General features: G+C 59.0%; 17 protein-coding genes, 1 other RNA gene and 1 riboswitch. Of the genes, 7 read left to right on the forward strand and 11 right to left on the reverse strand.

What is annotated here, in order from left to right:
• Nucleotides 1-209 precede the first annotated feature (209 nt).
• Nucleotides 210-1,670, reverse strand: coding sequence for a MocR-like pyridoxine biosynthesis transcription factor PdxR (pdxR, locus tag ACR0JI_RS18725; RefSeq protein ID WP_480495982.1), 1,461 nt, complete (start codon nucleotides 1,668-1,670; stop codon nucleotides 210-212).
• A gap of 133 nt (nucleotides 1,671-1,803) precedes the next feature.
• Between pdxR and ACR0JI_RS18730 the strand changes: the two genes are divergently transcribed.
• Together ACR0JI_RS18730 and ACR0JI_RS18735 are read left to right on the forward strand one after the other, a co-directional pair.
• Nucleotides 1,804-2,112, forward strand: coding sequence for an ArsR/SmtB family transcription factor (locus ACR0JI_RS18730; protein WP_209507696.1), 309 nt, complete (start codon nucleotides 1,804-1,806; stop codon nucleotides 2,110-2,112).
• A complete protein-coding gene (locus tag ACR0JI_RS18735; protein ID WP_480495980.1) occupies nucleotides 2,105-3,136 on the forward strand; it encodes a permease in 1,032 nt (343 codons plus the stop codon). Before ACR0JI_RS18730 ends, ACR0JI_RS18735 begins: the two co-directional genes overlap by 8 nt.
• A gap of 54 nt (nucleotides 3,137-3,190) precedes the next feature.
• Here ACR0JI_RS18735 and ACR0JI_RS18740 read toward each other — a convergent pair whose 3' ends face one another.
• Together ACR0JI_RS18740 and ACR0JI_RS18745 are read right to left on the reverse strand one after the other, a co-directional pair.
• Nucleotides 3,191-3,580, reverse strand: coding sequence for a hypothetical protein (locus ACR0JI_RS18740; protein ID WP_267363610.1), 390 nt, complete (start codon nucleotides 3,578-3,580; stop codon nucleotides 3,191-3,193).
• Between the two features lie 51 nt (nucleotides 3,581-3,631).
• Nucleotides 3,632-4,393, reverse strand: coding sequence for a DUF1013 domain-containing protein (locus ACR0JI_RS18745; RefSeq protein WP_480484669.1), 762 nt, complete (start codon nucleotides 4,391-4,393; stop codon nucleotides 3,632-3,634).
• 130 nt (nucleotides 4,394-4,523) lie between these two features.
• Between ACR0JI_RS18745 and ACR0JI_RS18750 the strand changes: the two genes are divergently transcribed.
• Nucleotides 4,524-5,153, forward strand: a complete 630-nt coding sequence (locus ACR0JI_RS18750) for a ribonuclease T2 family protein (RefSeq protein WP_480495978.1) — start codon at nucleotides 4,524-4,526, stop codon at nucleotides 5,151-5,153.
• Here the strand turns inward: ACR0JI_RS18750 and ACR0JI_RS18755 are convergent.
• Entirely contained in the window at nucleotides 5,150-5,638 is a 489-nt protein-coding gene (locus ACR0JI_RS18755) for a hypothetical protein (protein ID WP_480612248.1), read from the reverse strand. The two genes, ACR0JI_RS18750 and ACR0JI_RS18755, sit on opposite strands and share 4 nt — an antisense overlap.
• An 89-nt stretch (nucleotides 5,639-5,727) precedes the next feature.
• Between ACR0JI_RS18755 and ACR0JI_RS18760 the strand changes: the two genes are divergently transcribed.
• Nucleotides 5,728-6,657: a class I SAM-dependent methyltransferase gene (locus ACR0JI_RS18760; protein ID WP_480474100.1), complete on the forward strand. Its 930-nt coding sequence runs from the start codon at nucleotides 5,728-5,730 to the stop codon at nucleotides 6,655-6,657.
• A gap of 59 nt (nucleotides 6,658-6,716) precedes the next feature.
• On the opposite strand, the gene recR is transcribed toward ACR0JI_RS18760, so the two are convergent.
• From recR to ACR0JI_RS18775, 3 genes are all read right to left on the reverse strand, one after another.
• On the reverse strand, nucleotides 6,717-7,310 hold the full coding sequence (gene recR, locus ACR0JI_RS18765; RefSeq protein ID WP_480474099.1) for a recombination mediator RecR: 594 nt from the start codon (nucleotides 7,308-7,310) through the stop codon (nucleotides 6,717-6,719).
• A 61-nt stretch (nucleotides 7,311-7,371) separates the two neighbouring features.
• Nucleotides 7,372-7,725 (reverse strand): YbaB/EbfC family nucleoid-associated protein, encoded by a 354-nt coding sequence (locus tag ACR0JI_RS18770; protein WP_209507712.1) that lies wholly within the window; start codon nucleotides 7,723-7,725, stop codon nucleotides 7,372-7,374.
• Between the two features lie 189 nt (nucleotides 7,726-7,914).
• A complete protein-coding gene (locus tag ACR0JI_RS18775) occupies nucleotides 7,915-9,678 on the reverse strand; it encodes a DNA polymerase III subunit gamma/tau (protein ID WP_480495976.1) in 1,764 nt (587 codons plus the stop codon).
• Nucleotides 9,679-9,850: 172 nt separating this feature from the next.
• Between ACR0JI_RS18775 and ACR0JI_RS18780 the strand changes: the two genes are divergently transcribed.
• Entirely contained in the window at nucleotides 9,851-10,363 is a 513-nt protein-coding gene (locus tag ACR0JI_RS18780; RefSeq protein ID WP_480474097.1) for a protein-tyrosine phosphatase family protein, read from the forward strand.
• On the opposite strand, the gene ACR0JI_RS18785 is transcribed toward ACR0JI_RS18780, so the two are convergent.
• Nucleotides 10,355-10,762, reverse strand: a complete 408-nt coding sequence (locus ACR0JI_RS18785) for a hypothetical protein (protein WP_480474096.1) — start codon at nucleotides 10,760-10,762, stop codon at nucleotides 10,355-10,357. The genes ACR0JI_RS18780 and ACR0JI_RS18785 overlap by 9 nt on opposite strands.
• Nucleotides 10,763-10,853: 91 nt before the next feature.
• Nucleotides 10,854-11,072: riboswitch (cobalamin riboswitch) on the reverse strand.
• 133 nt (nucleotides 11,073-11,205) lie between these two features.
• Here ACR0JI_RS18785 and ACR0JI_RS18790 point away from each other — a divergent pair.
• Nucleotides 11,206-12,063, forward strand: coding sequence for an alpha/beta hydrolase family protein (locus ACR0JI_RS18790; protein WP_480474095.1), 858 nt, complete (start codon nucleotides 11,206-11,208; stop codon nucleotides 12,061-12,063).
• 36 nt (nucleotides 12,064-12,099) lie between these two features.
• Here ACR0JI_RS18790 and rsgA read toward each other — a convergent pair whose 3' ends face one another.
• From rsgA to ACR0JI_RS18805, 3 genes are all read right to left on the reverse strand, one after another.
• Nucleotides 12,100-13,128, reverse strand: a complete 1,029-nt coding sequence (gene rsgA / locus ACR0JI_RS18795; protein ID WP_480474094.1) for a ribosome small subunit-dependent GTPase A — start codon at nucleotides 13,126-13,128, stop codon at nucleotides 12,100-12,102.
• Nucleotides 13,129-13,286: 158 nt separating this feature from the next.
• Nucleotides 13,287-13,385, reverse strand: an RNA gene (gene ffs / locus ACR0JI_RS18800) — signal recognition particle sRNA small type.
• Nucleotides 13,386-13,424: 39 nt separating this feature from the next.
• Nucleotides 13,425-15,293 (reverse strand): bifunctional 2',3'-cyclic-nucleotide 2'-phosphodiesterase/3'-nucleotidase, encoded by a 1,869-nt coding sequence (locus ACR0JI_RS18805; protein WP_480495974.1) that lies wholly within the window; start codon nucleotides 15,291-15,293, stop codon nucleotides 13,425-13,427.
• 183 nt (nucleotides 15,294-15,476) lie between these two features.
• Between ACR0JI_RS18805 and nudC the strand changes: the two genes are divergently transcribed.
• Nucleotides 15,477-16,460: an NAD(+) diphosphatase gene (nudC, locus tag ACR0JI_RS18810; RefSeq protein WP_480495972.1), complete on the forward strand. Its 984-nt coding sequence runs from the start codon at nucleotides 15,477-15,479 to the stop codon at nucleotides 16,458-16,460.
• Nucleotides 16,461-16,462: the final 2 nt, after the last annotated feature.

Consider the following 16,462-nt stretch of genomic DNA (forward strand, 5'->3'; position numbering starts at 1 on the left):
CGCCGAGCCAATGATCCCAAACGCATGCTCAATTCCATGCATCTGCAAAACCTTAACAAAGGCCTCTTCCGTCGTCATCTTCATAGGGGTGCTCTCCAAGCAAGAGTGAGGAAACCGGGCACCGGGGCCCGGGGGTTGATATGGTTTTGGCGTAAGGGTGCGACCTGCGTTAGGGCCAGACGCGTCTGCGGAATATGTCCAGTGCGACCTCAGGCAGCCCGGATGGCATCGGCGATAAGTTCGACACCGGGGGCTATGCGGTTGGTCGAAATAGAAGAGTACCCGAGGCGGTAGAAGTTCTGTGGCCTGTCGGGCCCCGAGAAAAACGGAGCTCCCGGTTCGATATGAACACTCTGGTTCTGCAGCTTTAGCGCAAGTTGCGTTGTGTTGACGTGCTCAGGGGCCGCCATCCACATTGATGAGCCGCCCATGACACCCCGCCCGGCCACTGTCAGCCCGCTTTCCTCGATGGCTTTGTCCATCGCATCGCGCCGCTCTTGCAGGGCTTTCGACATACGTCGGATCTGCGCGTCGTAATGGCCCAATGACAGAAAATACGCTGCCGTGCGTTGAATATGACCCGGCGGGTGGCGCAGGACCAACGAGCGAAGCGCACGTGCTTCGCGGATGAAAGGTTCGGACCCGACCATGTATCCAAGCCGCAATCCCGGAAACAGCGACTTGGAAAAACTGCCCACGTAAATCACGCGCCCATCCCGATCCATTGACTTGAGTGCAGGCGAAGGTGCGCTGCGAAAGGCCATTTCGAATTCATAGTCGTCCTCGACAACCATTGCATCCAGATCGCGTGCCCGATCCAGCAGCTTGTTGCGGCGGTCGATCGGCATCGTCGCGGTTGTCGGGCTTTGATGGCTGGGGGTGGTAAAGATGACATCCGCTTCGTCGGGGATCGCTTCGGGTGGCAAGCCGTCGCGATCGACGCTCAGGGGCGTCACAGCGCAATCCCAGTGGTTCAAAAGACTTCGCAGCGCGTAGTAGCAGGGATCTTCGATTACGGCCGTGCGATTGTGGGTCAGCAAAATGCGTGAGGCCAGCCAAAGCGCGTTCTGCGCGCCCAGGGTGATCAAGATCTCTTCGGGGCGGGCGACGATACCACGGCGCGGCAGGGTGTGGCGCGCGATGAATTCGATCAGCAACGGATCATCCTGATCCACGTAATCCCCTGTCAGCGAATCGAAGTCTTTGTGCCCCAAGGCGCGAACCGCGCATAATCTCCAGTTGGCGTGGTCAAACAAGGTCCGGTCGGCCTGGCCGTAGATGAACGGATAGCGGTATTCGCGCCAGTTGCTGGGTTTCGGCAGGACGTCGCTGTCCAGAAAGCGGCGTGCCAGTGCCTTGTCCCAGTCGACAGATTCCGTGCCGCGCTGCACGGGCGAGTATTTGGGCGGAACCGGCGCGTTTTGCGAGACGTAATACCCTGACCGGCCCTTTGCTGTCAGATAATCATTTGCCAGCAACTCGGTATAGGCCAGCGTCACCGTGATGCGGCTGACACCCAGATGTGCGGCCAGCTTTCGCGAGGATGGCAGTTTTTCCCCGACATGAAAGCGACCGGACAGAATGCCCTCGGCAATCATCTGCTGGATCTGGGCCTGCAACGTGCCCTGACCGTTAAGCTCAAGAAAGAATGTTTCGACCGATATCCCCATGCCTGCTTATAGGCTGGACTTAAGGCAGGGGCAATCTGGACTTACAGCGTCATGGAAAATTTTCCCAAGGTGGGTTGACCAGGGTCCTTTGTGAAACTACAAAACTAGAAATCTAGTTTAATGGAGGCAACTCATGTGGGAAACTGCTGCTGCCGGATTTTCCGCAATGGGCTCGGAAGCCCGGCTGAAAGTCCTCAAGACACTGGTGCGGGCAGGTGAGGCCGGTCTGACCGTTGGCGAAATCCAGAACCGGACGGGGATTGCCCCGTCGACTTTGGCGCACCATCTGCGGTTTCTTGCAGCCGGAGGTGTGGTTGAACAGGAAAAGATAGGTCGCACCACGATCAACCGGGCCTGTTATGACGAATTGAAGACGCTGGCGCAGTTCATTCTTAGCGAATGCTGCGCTGACGCGGTTGGAAAGGCGGCCAACGATGGCTGAATTGACGCAATCCCCCCGACTGACCGCAAAAGGTGCGATGGAGATGATCAAGACGCCCTGGGCATTGATCGCCGTCATTCTTGTGGCGGTGGCCGTTCTCGACCCCGGCAACCTGCGTGAGGTTGCGAGTTTTGCAGTCAGGGCCTTGGCGCATACAGGACAATACATCCTGTTTGCCGTGCTTCTGTTGTCATATCTCAAGGCAACCGGGGCCGAGGTGATGGTGGCGCGCGCCTTTGAAGGGCGCGAGACCCGGATGATCTTTCTGGCCGCCCTGTTCGGCGGCCTCGCACCGTTTTGTTCTTGCGAAGTCATTCCCTTTATTGCGGGCTTGCTTGCACTCGGAGCGCCGCTGTCGGCCGTGATGGCGTTCTGGCTCAGCTCGCCATTGATCGACCCGCCGACGCTTTTGATTACGGCTGCCGCGCTGGGATGGCCCTTTGCCATCGGTAAGACGGTTGCCGCCGTTGCGCTTGGCCTGTTCGGCGGGTTCGCGGTTCGGTTACTGATGCGGCAGGGGGCATTTGCCCAGCCCTTGCGCGAATACAAACCTGCCGGGTGTTGCGGATGTGGTCCGAAAGCGGATGACAAGCCGGTCTGGAAGTTCTGGCAAGAGCCCGAGCGTCGCGTTCGGTTTCGTTCGGAATTCGTACACAACGGGCTGTTCCTGCTGAAGTGGCTGGCACTGGCCTATGTGCTCGAAGCTTTGTTGGTCAACTATGTGCCTGCGGACCTGATCGCTGGCGTCGTTGGCGGAGAAGGCGTGCTGCCGATCATCGTTGCTTCTCTGGTGGGGATGCCGGCCTATCTGAACTCTTACGTCGCGCCGCCGCTGCTGGCGGGTCTGATCGATCAGGGCATGACCGCGGGGGCTGCGATGTCGTTCATGGTTGCCGGTGCCGTCAGTTCCATACCGGCGATGGCCGCAGTCTGGTCATTGGTCAAACCGCGCGTGTTTGCGACTTACCTGAGCCTTGGTGTGGGGGGCGCAATAATCGCAGGCATCATCTTTCAGGTGGTATGAACGAAAAAGCCGCCCGGTGTCAGCATCGGGCGGCTTTTTCGTTGGATATCTCGATCAACCGGATTCGCAGAGACGGGGCAGTTTGAACCGATACCGGGCTTCGCCGCTTTTGACGTAAATGCGTTTTTCCACGCAGGCCGTCGTTCCAACGGTTTGTGAAATCTGCGACTCGGTCGACGTAATCGACGTGGCCGATCCATCGGGCAGGCGAACCGAGGCTACGACGCCGTTCTTCAGGTCCCCGTTCACCGGGGTTGCGGACAGAACCGGTACGATCAGGAAAGCCTCGTGTTCGTGTTCGCCTTCGTCCCCCAGCAGAAACAAGGTGGTGACGATGGCGATCATGACAACACCACCCGCCAGACCCAGCCCCCATGTCCTGAGAAAGGCGTAGATCGTTACGGCGCGGTGCGGGCCGAAAATCGCAGAAAGAATGCTCAGCATGACAAGTCCGTCAAAAAAGCCCCAGCCGTTCCGACCGGGGCTGATTGTCTGTTACAGACGAGGATCATCCTCGTCTTCATCATCCGCCCCGCCTTTGGGCAGGTTGAAGAAACTGTCGGCGTCGATGATAGGCTCGTCGTCTTTTTCATCCGACCGATCATCGGACAGCGAGAAGGTTTCCAGACCTTCGATCGCGGTCGGGATTTTCGGCGCAGCGTCCATTTCCAGCGACTGCTCGGTCGAAACCAGCTTGCGACGCTCGTCATCGCTCATCACGCCGCCTTCGGCCGCTTTCTTGGCAGCGGCCTTCTGCACGATCGCATCCAGTTCGGACTGTTTGCACAGGCCCAACGCAACCGGGTCGATCGGCTGCATGTTTGAGATGTTCCAGTGCGTGCGCTCGCGGATCGACTGGATGGTCGGCTTGGTGGTGCCAACCAGCTTGGCGATCTGGCCGTCGCTGAGTTCGGGGTGGAACTTGACCAGCCACAGGATCGAGTTCGGACGGTCCTGACGCTTGGACAGCGGGGTATACCGCGGGCCACGGCGCTTTTCTTCGCCGGATGCCGCCGGGTTGAACTTGAGCTTCAGCTTGTGCAGCGGGTTGTTCTGCGCGGCGTCGATCTCATCCTGAGTCAGCTGGTTGTTTGCGATCGGGTCAAAGCCCTTTACGCCTGCGGCCACATCGCCATCGGCGATGCCCTGCACTTCCAGTTCGTGCATCCCTACGAAATCCGCGATCTGCTTGAAGCTGATCGTGGTGTTGTCCACCAGCCATACGGCGGTTGCCTTGGCCATAAGCGGTTTTGCCATCAGCCCGTCTCCTATACATACATCTTTCCCGTCGCCGGAATTCGGCGGCCCCTTGGTCTTGGGGCAGGTTTCCGTTGTCGGGGAACTTGGCCCGTATATAGTCGCCACGCAGCAAGAAGGGAAGAGGCGAATGCGCTGGGTCGTATTGTGTGTCTTCAGCGCGATGACAGCGCTGGCCGAAGGTGAAAAAGCAGGTGAGTTCGACTATTACGTCCTGTCTCTCAGCTGGTCGCCCAACTGGTGCGCCCGTGAAGGGGACGCGCGCGGGTCAGACCAATGTGACGACCGGCACGACCACGGATGGATCCTGCACGGGCTCTGGCCGCAATTTCATCAGGGCTGGCCATCCTTCTGCCGCTCGCCCGAGGCGCCGCCAACACGCCGCATGACGCGGGAAATGGAAGATATTCAGGGTAGTGCGGGCCTTGCATGGCATCAGTGGAAGAAACACGGCACCTGTTCGGGGCTATCTGCGCCCGACTATTTCGCCCTGTCCCGGCGTGCCTATGACGCTGTCGAACGCCCGCAGGTCTTCCGCAAGCTGGACGCATCCGTCAAACTGCCGGCTTCGGTGGTCGAGGATGCGTTTTTGAAAGCCAATCCGGAACTGGAGCGCGATATGATCACGGTCACCTGCAAACAGGGCTATATCGAAGAGGTCCGCCTATGCCTGTCGCGCGACCTTGATCCGGTGCCATGCGGCCGCGATGTAATTCGCGACTGCACCGCCAAGGACGCGCTGTTCGATCCGATTCGTTAAAGTTTTTTGTTCTGGCAGTCCCGCGCATAGTCCAGCGCCTTGGCGGTGCCTTTCAGATTAATCGCCATCACCACCTCGCCTGCGGGATTGTAAACCGTCATCGTCTTGTTCTGGGCAATCGCGGTGACGAAATTCCGGTCGGTGAAAAAAACCGTCGCACCGGGCACTTTGCGTTCATTGAACCCGATAGCGGTGGCATCAAAGCTCTTGCCGTCCAGTTCGAACCGGATGGGATAGCTTTTACCCTGTTCAATATTGCCCCAGGCCTTGTTGTAAACGGCGAAGTACCCGCGATTATCCAATGCGTCATAGCCCAGCCGCACGACCGAGAGGTCCTGATAGACCGTCTGGATCAGACACCCGTTCCCAAGCGCGGGGTCCATCATGATGTTCCAGCCTTCGACAAAGCCCTTGTCGACCAGCTCCTGCGACAGGGCAGCGGTTGCGGTGAAGGCGGCGAAGGTAAAGGCGAGAAGGCGGGTCAAGTTAAGCACTCCCATCTAAAAAACGTGGTTGGCTGTATCTAACTGTAACTCTGTTTCAGGCAAACAGTATTCTCTGAAACCTGGTCCAGATGCTTCAGCAGTTTCAAAGTACGACAGTTTTGCGCGGCAACTATGCTACAGTGATTGCGTTCAAGAATGTGAGAAACGCTATGACTGCCAACAAAGCGCAGGCGGATTACTGGAGTTCAGCTCCGGGACTTCAGTGGATCAGGTTCGAAGAAGAACTGGACGCTGTTTTTGAAGCGGTGGACCAAGAACTCATCCGGCGAGCGGGTGATATCCATGATGCGGATGTACTTGATGTTGGTTGCGGAACCGGCGCCACGAGCCGTGCTTTTGCGAAAAAGCTGACCCCAAATGGAACACTGACGGCGTTGGATATTTCCAAACCGCTGTTAGAGCACGCTCAAGAGAAAGCTGGTAAGCTTCCCGTAAAATCAAGGTATTTTTTGATGGACGCGCAACAAGGTGCGATCCCAAGCGCGCCATTCGATCTTGTGATTTCGCGCTTTGGCGTCATGTTCTTTTCCGATCCGAACGCTGCGTTTGCCAATATACGAAAACACATGCGGGCACAGGGGCGTTTGATTGCAGCGGCTTGGGCTCCAATGGCAATAAACCCTTGGTTCGATGCTCCATGCAAAGCGGCAGTTTCACGTTTGGGGCCACCTGATCCTGCTGATCCCAACGCACCGGGACCTCTGGGTTTTCAGGATATCGACTACGTTGTCGATGTGTTGAAAAAAGCAGGGTTCAGAAATGTGAAAGGAGAGGTTTCGGCGATCACACTAAAACATCAAGGACCGCTCAAGAAAGTTTCTGATTTGGCTTCCAACATAGGACCAGCAGCGCGAATTCTAAAAAAGTATTGTGGAACGGATGCGGATGTCGCGGCAATACAAGAAGCCGTTATGGAAAAATTCAGGGTATTCGAGAATCCGGAGGGCGTTGGTATTCCCGCAAAGTTAAACTTTTTTGAAGCAGTTAACCCTGAATAAGCTTACAAATGACAGCCAGGTGACAGACTCGTGCAGCTGGTATATCATCCTTCGTTAGGCTACATTTCCTTGCGCGCCCTGAGCGCCGCCGTAATCGTCCCATCATCCAGATAATCCAACTCTCCGCCGATGGGCACGCCTTGCGCCAGTGAGGTCAGGCGCACCTGACCTTCCAGCTGGTCCGCGATGTAATGGGCGGTGGTCTGGCCGTCGACAGTGGCGTTCAGGGCAAGTATCACTTCGGTGATCCCTTCGGCCAGAACCCGATCCCTGAGGCGGGGAATACGCAGCTCGTCCGGGCCGATGCCGTCCAGTGCAGACAGTGTGCCACCCAGCACGTGATAGCGGCCTTTGAAGACGCCTGACCGCTCCATCGCCCAGAGGTCGGCGACGTCCTCAACCACGCAGAGTTCGCCGTTCGCTCGGGCCTCGCTATTGCAGATATCGCAGATATCGGTGGTGCCCACGTTGCCGCAATTCAGGCATTCGCGAGCGGTGATGGCCACTTGCTGCATGGCGTCTGACAGGGGCGTCAGAAGCAGAGCGCGTTTGCGGATCAGATGCAGCACCGCACGGCGGGCCGAGCGCGGGCCCAACCCCGGCAGTTTGGCCATCAGGTCGATCAGATTGTCGATTTCGCTGTTCGTGCCCATGGCCTGCCCTGCTTTGCGCCGGAGGGAGCCTCCGGCGGGAGTATTTGGGAAAAGATGAAGCTCAGAACGGTAGCTTGATGTCCTTCGGCAGGCCCATGCTTTCGGTCAGCTTGCCCATCTCTTCCTGTGAACGTTCGGCAGCTTTGGCCTGAGCGTCCTTGATGGCGGCCAGGATCAGGTCTTCGACCACTTCCTTGTCGTCGCCGTTGAAGATCGACGGATCGATGTCCAGCCCCTTGAGTTCACCCTTGGCTGTGGCCGTTGCCTTGACCAGCCCCGCACCGGATTCGCCGACAACCATCATGTTGTTCAGCTCTTCCTGCATTTCGGTCATCTTGGTTTGCAGGTCTTGTGCGGATTTCATCATCTTGGCCATGTCGCCCAGTCCGCCAAGCCCGCCGAGTCCTTTCAGCATCAGTCGTCTCCTGTGTTTCTGTTTGGTTCTAAATACGGACCGCAGGCAGGCGGCACAAGAGGTCTCCCGCCTGTCCAGATCAGAGCGTCGCCGACCGATCAGTCATGCGCCTGCATTCCCACCCTCAGTTGTATCGTGGAGGGGCGTGAGTATGCCGGTTTCTTGAAACTTGGACCCACAAGCTTAGGGCTAATCCTCTTCGAAGGGGTCCCATTCATCTTCGACTTCGGGAAGGGCCTCGGTCTCAACCTTGGCGGCGCGCTGTTCAGGTGTTTCGATCCTAATGATCTTTGCCTTGGGGAATTGCGTCAGCACGGCCTGAACCAGCGGGTGTTCTTCGGCCTCGGCTTTCAGGGCCAGCTCGGCCCGGTCCCGCACTTCCGCGATGGTCGCGGCATCCCCGTCCGAGACAATGGAGACGGCCCATCGATTGCCGGTCCAGCGTTGCAGGGCAGAGCCCAATCGCGACGCCAGATCCGACGGTGCCTGAGGTGTCGGGGTGAATTCGATCCGGCCGGGCTGGTACGACACAAGGCGCACGCCGCTTTCCACCTCGACAAGCAGTTTCACATCGCGGTTTGTGCGGATCAGTTCCACCACATGCCCGAAGGTTGGATAGCGGGCCAGGGCCGTCTGTGCATCCTGCGACAGTGCGGCAACCGGTGCGCCACCCGCTCCGCGCGGGGGCGATGTATAAGCAGGCGGCGGGGTCGCGTTGGATTGCGTTGCCACCGGGGCCTGTCGCGACATTGACATGCCTCCGCCCGGCCCGCCGGGAGGCGGAGGTGGGGTGTCTTGCAGCCGTTTGATCAGTTCTTCGGGGCTGGGCAAATCAGCGACATGCGTCAGCCGGATAACAGCCATTTCGGCGGCCATCATCGCGTTGGGCGCGGCAGAGACTTCCTCCAGCGCCTTCAGCAGCATTTGCCACATCCGGGTCAGAACCCGCATCGGCAAGGCCTCGGCCATGTGCTGGCCCCGTGTGCGTTCGTCGGGGGAAACCGTCGGGTCCTGGGCCGCGTCAGGTGTGATCTTTACGACGGACACCCAATGCGTGATTTCGGCCAGATCGCGCAGCACGGCCAGAGGGTCTGCGCCTTCCGCATATTGACCGCTCAGTTCAGTGAGCGCCCCTGCCGCGTCACCGCGCAGGATCATGTCCATCAGGTCCAGAACCCGTCCACGATCGGCCAGACCCAGCATCGCACGGACCTGATCTGCCGTCGTCTCACCGGCCCCGTGCGAGATTGCCTGATCGAGCAATGAGGTCGCGTCGCGGGCCGACCCTTCTGCAGCGCGGGTGATCAGCGCCAGTGCGTCGTCGGCAATCTGCGCGCCCTCGGCCCCGGCGATCTTGCGCAGCAGACCGATCATGTCTTCGGGCTCAATCCGGCGCAGGTCAAAGCGCTGACACCGCGACAGAACCGTGACCGGCACTTTGCGAATCTCGGTGGTCGCGAAGATGAATTTCACATGTGCGGGCGGTTCCTCGAGCGTCTTGAGCAGCGCGTTGAATGCGCTGGTCGAGAGCATGTGAACCTCGTCGATGATGTAGATCTTGTAGCGCGCGCTGGCGGCGCGATAGCGGACACTGTCGATGATCTCGCGGATATCGTTGACGCCGGTACGGCTGGCCGCATCCATTTCCATCACATCGACATGGCGACCTTCCATGATTGCGACGCAATGCTCGCACTGACCGCAAGGCTCTGTTGTCGGCCCTCCGGTTCCATCCGGTCCAATGCAGTTCATGCCCTTGGCGATGATCCGCGCCGTGGTGGTTTTTCCCGTTCCGCGAATGCCGGTCATGATAAAGGCCTGCGCAATCCGGTCGGCCTCAAAAGCGTTTTTTAGGGTGCGCACCATAGCATCTTGACCCACCAGGTCGGCAAAGGTTTCCGGGCGGTATTTGCGGGCGAGAACCTGATAGGCGGGGCTGGGCGTGTCTGTCATGTCTACTCGCTCGGATTCGGTGCTTCGGCACAGCGTAGTGGCGGCGGCAGTCCGCGTCCACTGTGGGGCGAGATGATTTTTTGTTTCAGAAACGGACTGGTTTCCAACTAAACTGGACCAGCGGATTTAATGACTCATTTTGTAAAGAGTACCTTGGGGGAGGACGCACTTCATGTCGCAGCTGGTCATTTTTGCTCTGCAGGTCGGAGGCGGAACGCTTGCCCTTACTTCAATGCCAGGGCGTGGCGGGGATTACGCCACCGATCTGGATACGATTGCGGCGTGGAAACCAGGCCTTGTGATTTCAATGACGACGGATGTCGAAATGCTTCAGGATGGCGCGCAGCACTTTGGCAGTGACATCCAAAGCCGGGCCAGCCGGTGGGTTCACCTGCCGATCGAAGATTTTGGAGCACCGACGCAAGCGGTTCGGAAGGCCTGGCCAGAGGTCAGCGCCACGGCCCGACACGCACTGTCGGGCGGTGGCCGGGTCCTTGTACACTGCCGTGGGGGGTGTGGCAGATCCGGGATGATTGTTCTGCGACTGATGGTTGAATGCGGTGAACGCGCCAGCGACGCACTGGACCGCTTGCGGGCCGTGCGCCCCTGCGCTGTCGAAACCGATGCGCAGCTGGCCTGGGCGTCCCGGATCACCCCGGCACAGGTGGAAGTGGGATCAAGCTGAAAGCTGCTGTGGCGCGTAGCCGGTTTTTTGGGGGCGGATCGTCGAAACCTCGATCATGGCGCAAGGCAGGTTCGCGATGGTGCCCGAGGGCAGCGTGCTGAATGTAGGTCCAAAGATCAAATCAGCATAGGCATCCAGATCCCGAGTTGCCGTGTCAGGGTGTGTTCCACAGAAAATGCGAACGCTGCCGGATCGCGCTCTGATCGTTGCCATGCACCCTTCTGCGCAATGTGACAGCGCGCTGCTGCCTTCAAATTCGAAATCCTCGCTGGTGGCCGAAACCGCCTGCGCCATGGCTTCCGAAATCGAGCGGGCCAGTCGCGCCAAAGCCGGGCAGGTTTTCCCTGTCCGCTGGCACACCGTTGCGCTGTATTCGTGTGATTTTGTCTTCCAGATCATCCTGCGCCCTCCGCGCGTGGTGGGCTGGAATATTGGGGCAGGTGGGACAGCATTTCGCCGTCAGGACCTGCCCGGACACCCCGCCCGAGTTTCGGTTTCAGTTCCGATGGCAGGTCTCCTGACTTGCGGGTCATTGCTCTGCCGACCTTCCCAGCCCATAGGCCAGTGGTATTTCGGCATTGCTTACCGCTTACAGTTGCGGGGGCAGTCGCGGACTTGGTTGATGTCTGTGTGACCAGACAAACCGCACCGTGTTCCCTTTTCATCCCGACCTCTTGTAGGGGCCGGAAACCATCACACAACCGCTAGCGTCTGATCGCGTTCCGAGTCAAGCCGATCTTTAGGCCGGACGTTTGGTCATGCTGGATGCGGATTATGTTCCGGCCTAGTGTCGTCGGCATTGAAGGCAGGCAAACCGATTGTTTCAGTGAAAGCCGGGGATCATGTTGGATACGGAACAGACGGTGTTGATCGAAGATTTCAGCTTTCCGTCAGGGTCCGTGACCTTGTCGGCGCGGTTGTACCGGCCTGTGGGTGAGCCGGAAACCGTTGTTGTGCTGAACAGTGCTACAGGTGTGCCGCGTGACTATTATCGCCATTTTGCGCGATGGCTGACTACCAAGCGGGGGATGGCTTGCCTGACCTATGACTATCGGGACTACGGGCTTTCGTTGGTCGGCCGCCTGAAAGACGCGCGTGCAACAATGGCGGATTGGGCGTTGATCGATATGCCTGCGGCACGGGCCGAGATGCGCAGGCGGTTTCCAAAGGCGCAGCACTGGACCATTGGTCATTCGGTCGGTGCGATGCTGGGGCCGGTGCAGCCGGATATCAATCAGATCGACCGTATGATCTGTGTGTGTTCGGGGCTGGTGACTTTGAAAGATCACCCATGGCCCTATCGGGGGTTGGCGGGGCTGTTCTGGTATGGCCATGCACCGCTGATGGTGCGGGTGCTTGGCTATCTGCCTGGCAAAGCAATCGGGTTTGGCTCGGACCTGCCAGCCTCGGTATACTGGCAATGGCGCAAATGGTGCACAGCTCCTCTTAGCTACGTTCCCGAGATCGGGCAGAATTTGCCTGATGCGCATTGGGGCAGTTCTGGAACACCTGTGGATCTGTTCACGTTCGAAGACGACCAGATGGTTCCGCCCGAGGCGGTTTGGCGCCTTGCCGATCTGTATGGCCCCGGGGCCAGACGCTACCTTCTGAAGCCTGCCGAATTTGGGCTGCCGGAGATTGGTCACATAGGCGCATTTGCCCGGCGCAATGCAGCGGTCTGGCCGCGCCTGATCGCCTGATCAGACGCGACGCAGGTTTTCCATAACACCTTGCAGCTATGGCCGTTTGCGAAGCTTCTTGTCCTGCATGACACCGCGGACCATCTTGCCGAACGCCTTGTCCCGCGCCCGCGATTGCGCAACGGTTTCCGAGTTTCGTTGATCTTCGCGCCGCAGCTTGCGCCAACGGTCCAGCCGCGCCGGATCAAGAACGCCTTTGCCGATTGCGTTCTGCACGGCACAGCCGGGCTCGGTCTCGTGCTGACAATCCGAAAAGCGGCAGCTTTGGCCAAGCTCTGTGATGTCCGAGAACACGTTGTCGATTCCGTTCTGAGCGTCCAGCAAACGCAATGCGCGCATTCCCGGCGTGTCGATCAGCCAGCCACCGTTACCCATCCGGTGCAACGCGCGCACCGTTGTCGTGTGCCTGCCCCGTGCGTCGTCTTCGCGAATTCCAGAGGTGGCGAGGTTTTGATCCGTCATGGCGTTGCTGAGCGTCGTTTTACCCACGCCCGACGACCCGACCAGCGCGCCGGTCTGGCCTTTGGGGCACCATGCCAGAACCTTTTCGATATCTGCCGGGTCCAGCGCATTGATCGCCAGTACCGACAAAAAAGGGTCCAGAGATTGCACTTGTCCCGAGAAACTGCCGGGGTCATCCGACTGGTCAGCTTTCGTCAGGACAACGACAGGATAACATCCGGCCTGATGTGCCAGCGCCAGATAACGTTCCAGCCGGGGCAGGTTGAAATCGGCGTTGCACGAGCTGACGATGAACAACACATCGACATTGGCTGCAATCAGTTGTGTTGCGGCACCTGTACCGGCAGCCCTGCGTTGCAGCAGGCTGCGCCGGTCCAGAATGTGACGCACGCGGTTTTCGGCGTCGGCAAGGACCCAATCCCCAACGGCATATGAACCGGTCGGATTATCCGGTGTCAGCAAAGGGATATCACCATCCGGGCTCAGCCCGATCAGACGGTCCCGATGTACCGATGCGATACGAAAGGGCGTGTCAGAAGGAAAAACCGCATGCTGCGCGGCAAAGTAAGAGGACCATCCCAGGTCCGAAAGCGTATAAGACATTTATCTGCCTGTTTTCAGAAACAGCAATGCCAACGGATGGCATGCGCGCATCCGCAGGTCGTGTGTTCAGGCAGTCCGGTGATTCCGGTGAATCAGAACCAGTCTGCCCGAAGGGTTTTCACTACAATCATAAAGCCCTCCTGTGGCTGTGGTTCACGAAGTGAGAGGTTGGACATCGACCCAAGCGGGGCTCGTTGTGGCTGCTTCCTTCCGGACCTGACCAGGTTGGCGAGGCGCTCGCCCGCGCCAACCTCTCGAGTCCGGATATAGGGAAGGCAACGGGAAAAGACAACCCGTCAGAGCGTCAGGCGGATGCGTTCAAATCCCCTGCCATCCGAGCCCAGCAACACGGGATCGAACCTGCGCAACTCATCCAAATATTTCGGGGCGCCCGGACCTGTGCGAAGAATTGTTGTCACGCCCCGCTGCGGTATCAGCGAGAACGGGTAGGGCTGCGTGACGATCGGATCGGGCGGAAGGTGCTGCGCCAGGTAATCCCGCACAAGGTCCTTGATGCTCAGCGGTGGCAGGCTGATGAACTCAGACGTTGTCGCATGCGGGAAATGCCCGCCTCCGCTGGCGCGGTAATTGTTCAGCGCCATAACGAACATCTGCTCCGGTCGTACGGGGCGGCCTGCATATGTCAGATCGCTGATCCGCCTGTGGTCTGGATGGATCATTTTCCCCTGCGCATCGTATCGAGGCGGCTGAGTAGGGTCGATCTGATAAGACAGTCCAAACACGATGTCGAAATTGTACCCGGCCCGTTCAGGGTTGATCAGTTCGGGCTCGGAACCGGGCTTTAACTGGTTGAATACGCTGGCCGACATCTCCAACCAGTCCAGCAGATGCGCACCGCTGATCCGGATTGCGCGCAGCTCGTTGGGAAACACATGCAGATCTGCGACATGGCGCAAACATATTTCTCCGGCGGGTACCTCGGTATAATGGCGGGGGCCTGAGCGCCCGCCGGATTTGGCAGGCGAAACAACCGACAGAATCGGCAGATCCGCCAGGTCTGTTCCCTGCAAAAGCGGGCGCAGTGCGGCGGCTTGCGCCGCAGCTACAAGGTTCAGCCCGCGATCCGGCGCACAGCAACTGAAATAGCTGTGCAATGTATCCGGGATATGTGCCACCGGTGCCGCAACGGATTGACGGGTCATAGGATGCGCCACCTCACACAGACCCGCAATTTCACGGTCTTCCCCGACGGCTGTGCCGTTGCTGATAACCGGGCGCAGTTCGACGCGGCTATCCCGGATTCGCACTTTGCCGTCCGGCCCGGCGGTCACGGCCAAATCGATAACCCCCAGGTAAGAGCCCGCTGATCCCGGCATGACAACGGGCGTCCCATGTACCAGCCCCGTCAGGTGATCGACCATCGGGGTATTGGCGTGGCTCTCTCCTGGAAGTGTCAGGTGGGTGTGCCCGGCCACAACGGCATCGATGCCTTTGATCGCGGCCAAGGGTATCACGGCGTTTTCCATCCCCGCTACCGGCTCGCTGCCCCCAAGGCCGGAATGGGCAAGCGCCACGATGATATCACAACCCTCGTCGCGCAATGTCTGCGTCCGGGATTTAGCCGCAAGCAGGATATCCTCGACGACGATATCGTCATCCAGATTATGCGCCTCCCAACAGGCCGTTTGCGGCGGAAGAACCGAGAAGATGCCGATGCGAACGGGAATGTCTTCACCGTTCAAAGACACGGTGCGGTCCAAAACGATGTGCCGCTGCCAGGGCTGAGGTCCGCGCGTGCGATACAGGTTGCTACAAATAACTGGGCAGGGGGCTTGCGTCAGGATGTTGCCCAATGTCGCCAGCCCGAACCCGAAATCATGGTTGCCCAGCCCGATCGCGTCATAACCCAGGGCTTCGAACGCCGTCATCATCGGATGGGCAGTGCCACTTTTGGCGGCCCAATCGCCCATTGGGGTTCCCTGCAACGAATCCCCGTTGTCAAACATCAGCACCAGCGCGCGTTCGGCCTCTTGCCGGGCAGCGCGGATCAGGCTGGCGGTGCGCGTCAATCCAACCGTCTGGTCTGGCGTGTCGGTGTAATAGTCAAAACCGGTCAGGTTCATATGCAGGTCGGTTGTGGCCAGAATGCGAATTTTCCCAATGTCACCAATGGGCTGTACCTGCGTCGAGGAGGGGATCTTCACTTTGAGTATTCTGCTATTGAATGTGGGTATTGATTAAATCCATCAAAATTCACTCTAAATGATTTTTCCGAGGCCACCATGCGGCTTTTCAGCGGCAGGGAGGTGGATTTTCTATCCCTGAATAGCCATTGCAACACGGGCCGAGACGTGGCAGCCCTGTGCGCAAGACCAAAAGGAAATCCAATGAAAAACGCAGAGCAGGTAACCTTCGGGGGTTCGGGCCTTGATCGGGCGGCGCAGTATCGCGGAGATGCGGACAAGCTGGCCGAGGCGATGCACAACCCGGCCGCCCGCTGTGTCTTGCTGTGGCGTGGAAAGCTGCTGGTACAGGGTGAGGGGCTGGACCAGCTTGCCATGATCCCGATGACGCATCCGCTGATCAGCAGTGGTCCCGGTGGCGTCATTGAATCCCCGGTGTTTTTGGGTCTGAGCGCTGACAGCGCCCCCGTGTTTGCCGTTGATATTTCCGCATGGGCAGCCGAGGGGCTGGATCTGACCAGTCTGGGCGCCTTCGTGGACAAGTCCGAACAACAACACCCGGATTTACCGCAAGGCCACGTGTTTGCCGAACTGCGCCGGATCATGACACGGCTGTCGGCACGCGACGCGGAACTGGCGGCCACGTCTAAGGCAATAATCGGCTGGCATGAAACACATCGCTATTGCGCACGATGCGGTGCCGCCAGCGAGGTGTCGCAAGGGGGATGGCAGCGCAGTTGCCCATCCTGTGGCGGGCAGCACTTTCCGCGCACCGATCCGGTTGTGATCATGTTGATCACGCATGGTGACAGCGTGCTGATGGGCCGGTCTCCGGGCTGGCCTGACGGGATGTTCTCCTTGCTGGCGGGATTTGTTGAGCCCGGCGAAACGCTTGAGGCAGCAGTGCGCCGCGAAGTGATGGAAGAGGCGGGCGTGCCGGTGGGTGCGGTTTCGTACCTGTCCAGCCAGCCCTGGCCGTTTCCGGCCTCATTGATGTTTGGGTGTGCAGGTGAGGCGTTGTCACGCGACATCGTGATCGATCCGGTCGAAATAGAAGAGGCGATGTGGGTCAGCAAATCCGAAATGATGCAGGCCTTTGCAGGCGATCATCCTAGGCTATTGCCAGCGCGCAAGGGGGCAGTCGCTCATTTTCTGCTTCAGAACTGGCTTGCAGATACTCTGGACTGAGG

Source organism: Ruegeria sp. N10 (genome assembly GCF_056531545.1).

Coding starts and splice junctions, on each gene's coding strand:
- pdxR (WP_480495982.1), bottom strand. CDS start 1,670: ATGGGGATATCGGTCGAAACATTCTTTCTTGAGCTTAACGGTCAGGGC.
- ACR0JI_RS18730 (WP_209507696.1), top strand. CDS start 1,804: ATGTGGGAAACTGCTGCTGCCGGATTTTCCGCAATGGGCTCGGAAGCC.
- ACR0JI_RS18735 (WP_480495980.1), top strand. CDS start 2,105: ATGGCTGAATTGACGCAATCCCCCCGACTGACCGCAAAAGGTGCGATG.
- ACR0JI_RS18740 (WP_267363610.1), bottom strand. CDS start 3,580: ATGCTGAGCATTCTTTCTGCGATTTTCGGCCCGCACCGCGCCGTAACG.
- ACR0JI_RS18745 (WP_480484669.1), bottom strand. CDS start 4,393: ATGGCAAAACCGCTTATGGCCAAGGCAACCGCCGTATGGCTGGTGGAC.
- ACR0JI_RS18750 (WP_480495978.1), top strand. CDS start 4,524: ATGCGCTGGGTCGTATTGTGTGTCTTCAGCGCGATGACAGCGCTGGCC.
- ACR0JI_RS18760 (WP_480474100.1), top strand. CDS start 5,728: ATGCTTCAGCAGTTTCAAAGTACGACAGTTTTGCGCGGCAACTATGCT.
- recR (WP_480474099.1), bottom strand. CDS start 7,310: ATGGGCACGAACAGCGAAATCGACAATCTGATCGACCTGATGGCCAAA.
- ACR0JI_RS18770 (WP_209507712.1), bottom strand. CDS start 7,725: ATGCTGAAAGGACTCGGCGGGCTTGGCGGACTGGGCGACATGGCCAAG.
- ACR0JI_RS18775 (WP_480495976.1), bottom strand. CDS start 9,678: ATGACAGACACGCCCAGCCCCGCCTATCAGGTTCTCGCCCGCAAATAC.
- ACR0JI_RS18780 (WP_480474097.1), top strand. CDS start 9,851: ATGTCGCAGCTGGTCATTTTTGCTCTGCAGGTCGGAGGCGGAACGCTT.
- ACR0JI_RS18785 (WP_480474096.1), bottom strand. CDS start 10,762: ATGATCTGGAAGACAAAATCACACGAATACAGCGCAACGGTGTGCCAG.
- ACR0JI_RS18790 (WP_480474095.1), top strand. CDS start 11,206: ATGTTGGATACGGAACAGACGGTGTTGATCGAAGATTTCAGCTTTCCG.
- rsgA (WP_480474094.1), bottom strand. CDS start 13,128: ATGTCTTATACGCTTTCGGACCTGGGATGGTCCTCTTACTTTGCCGCG.
- nudC (WP_480495972.1), top strand. CDS start 15,477: ATGAAAAACGCAGAGCAGGTAACCTTCGGGGGTTCGGGCCTTGATCGG.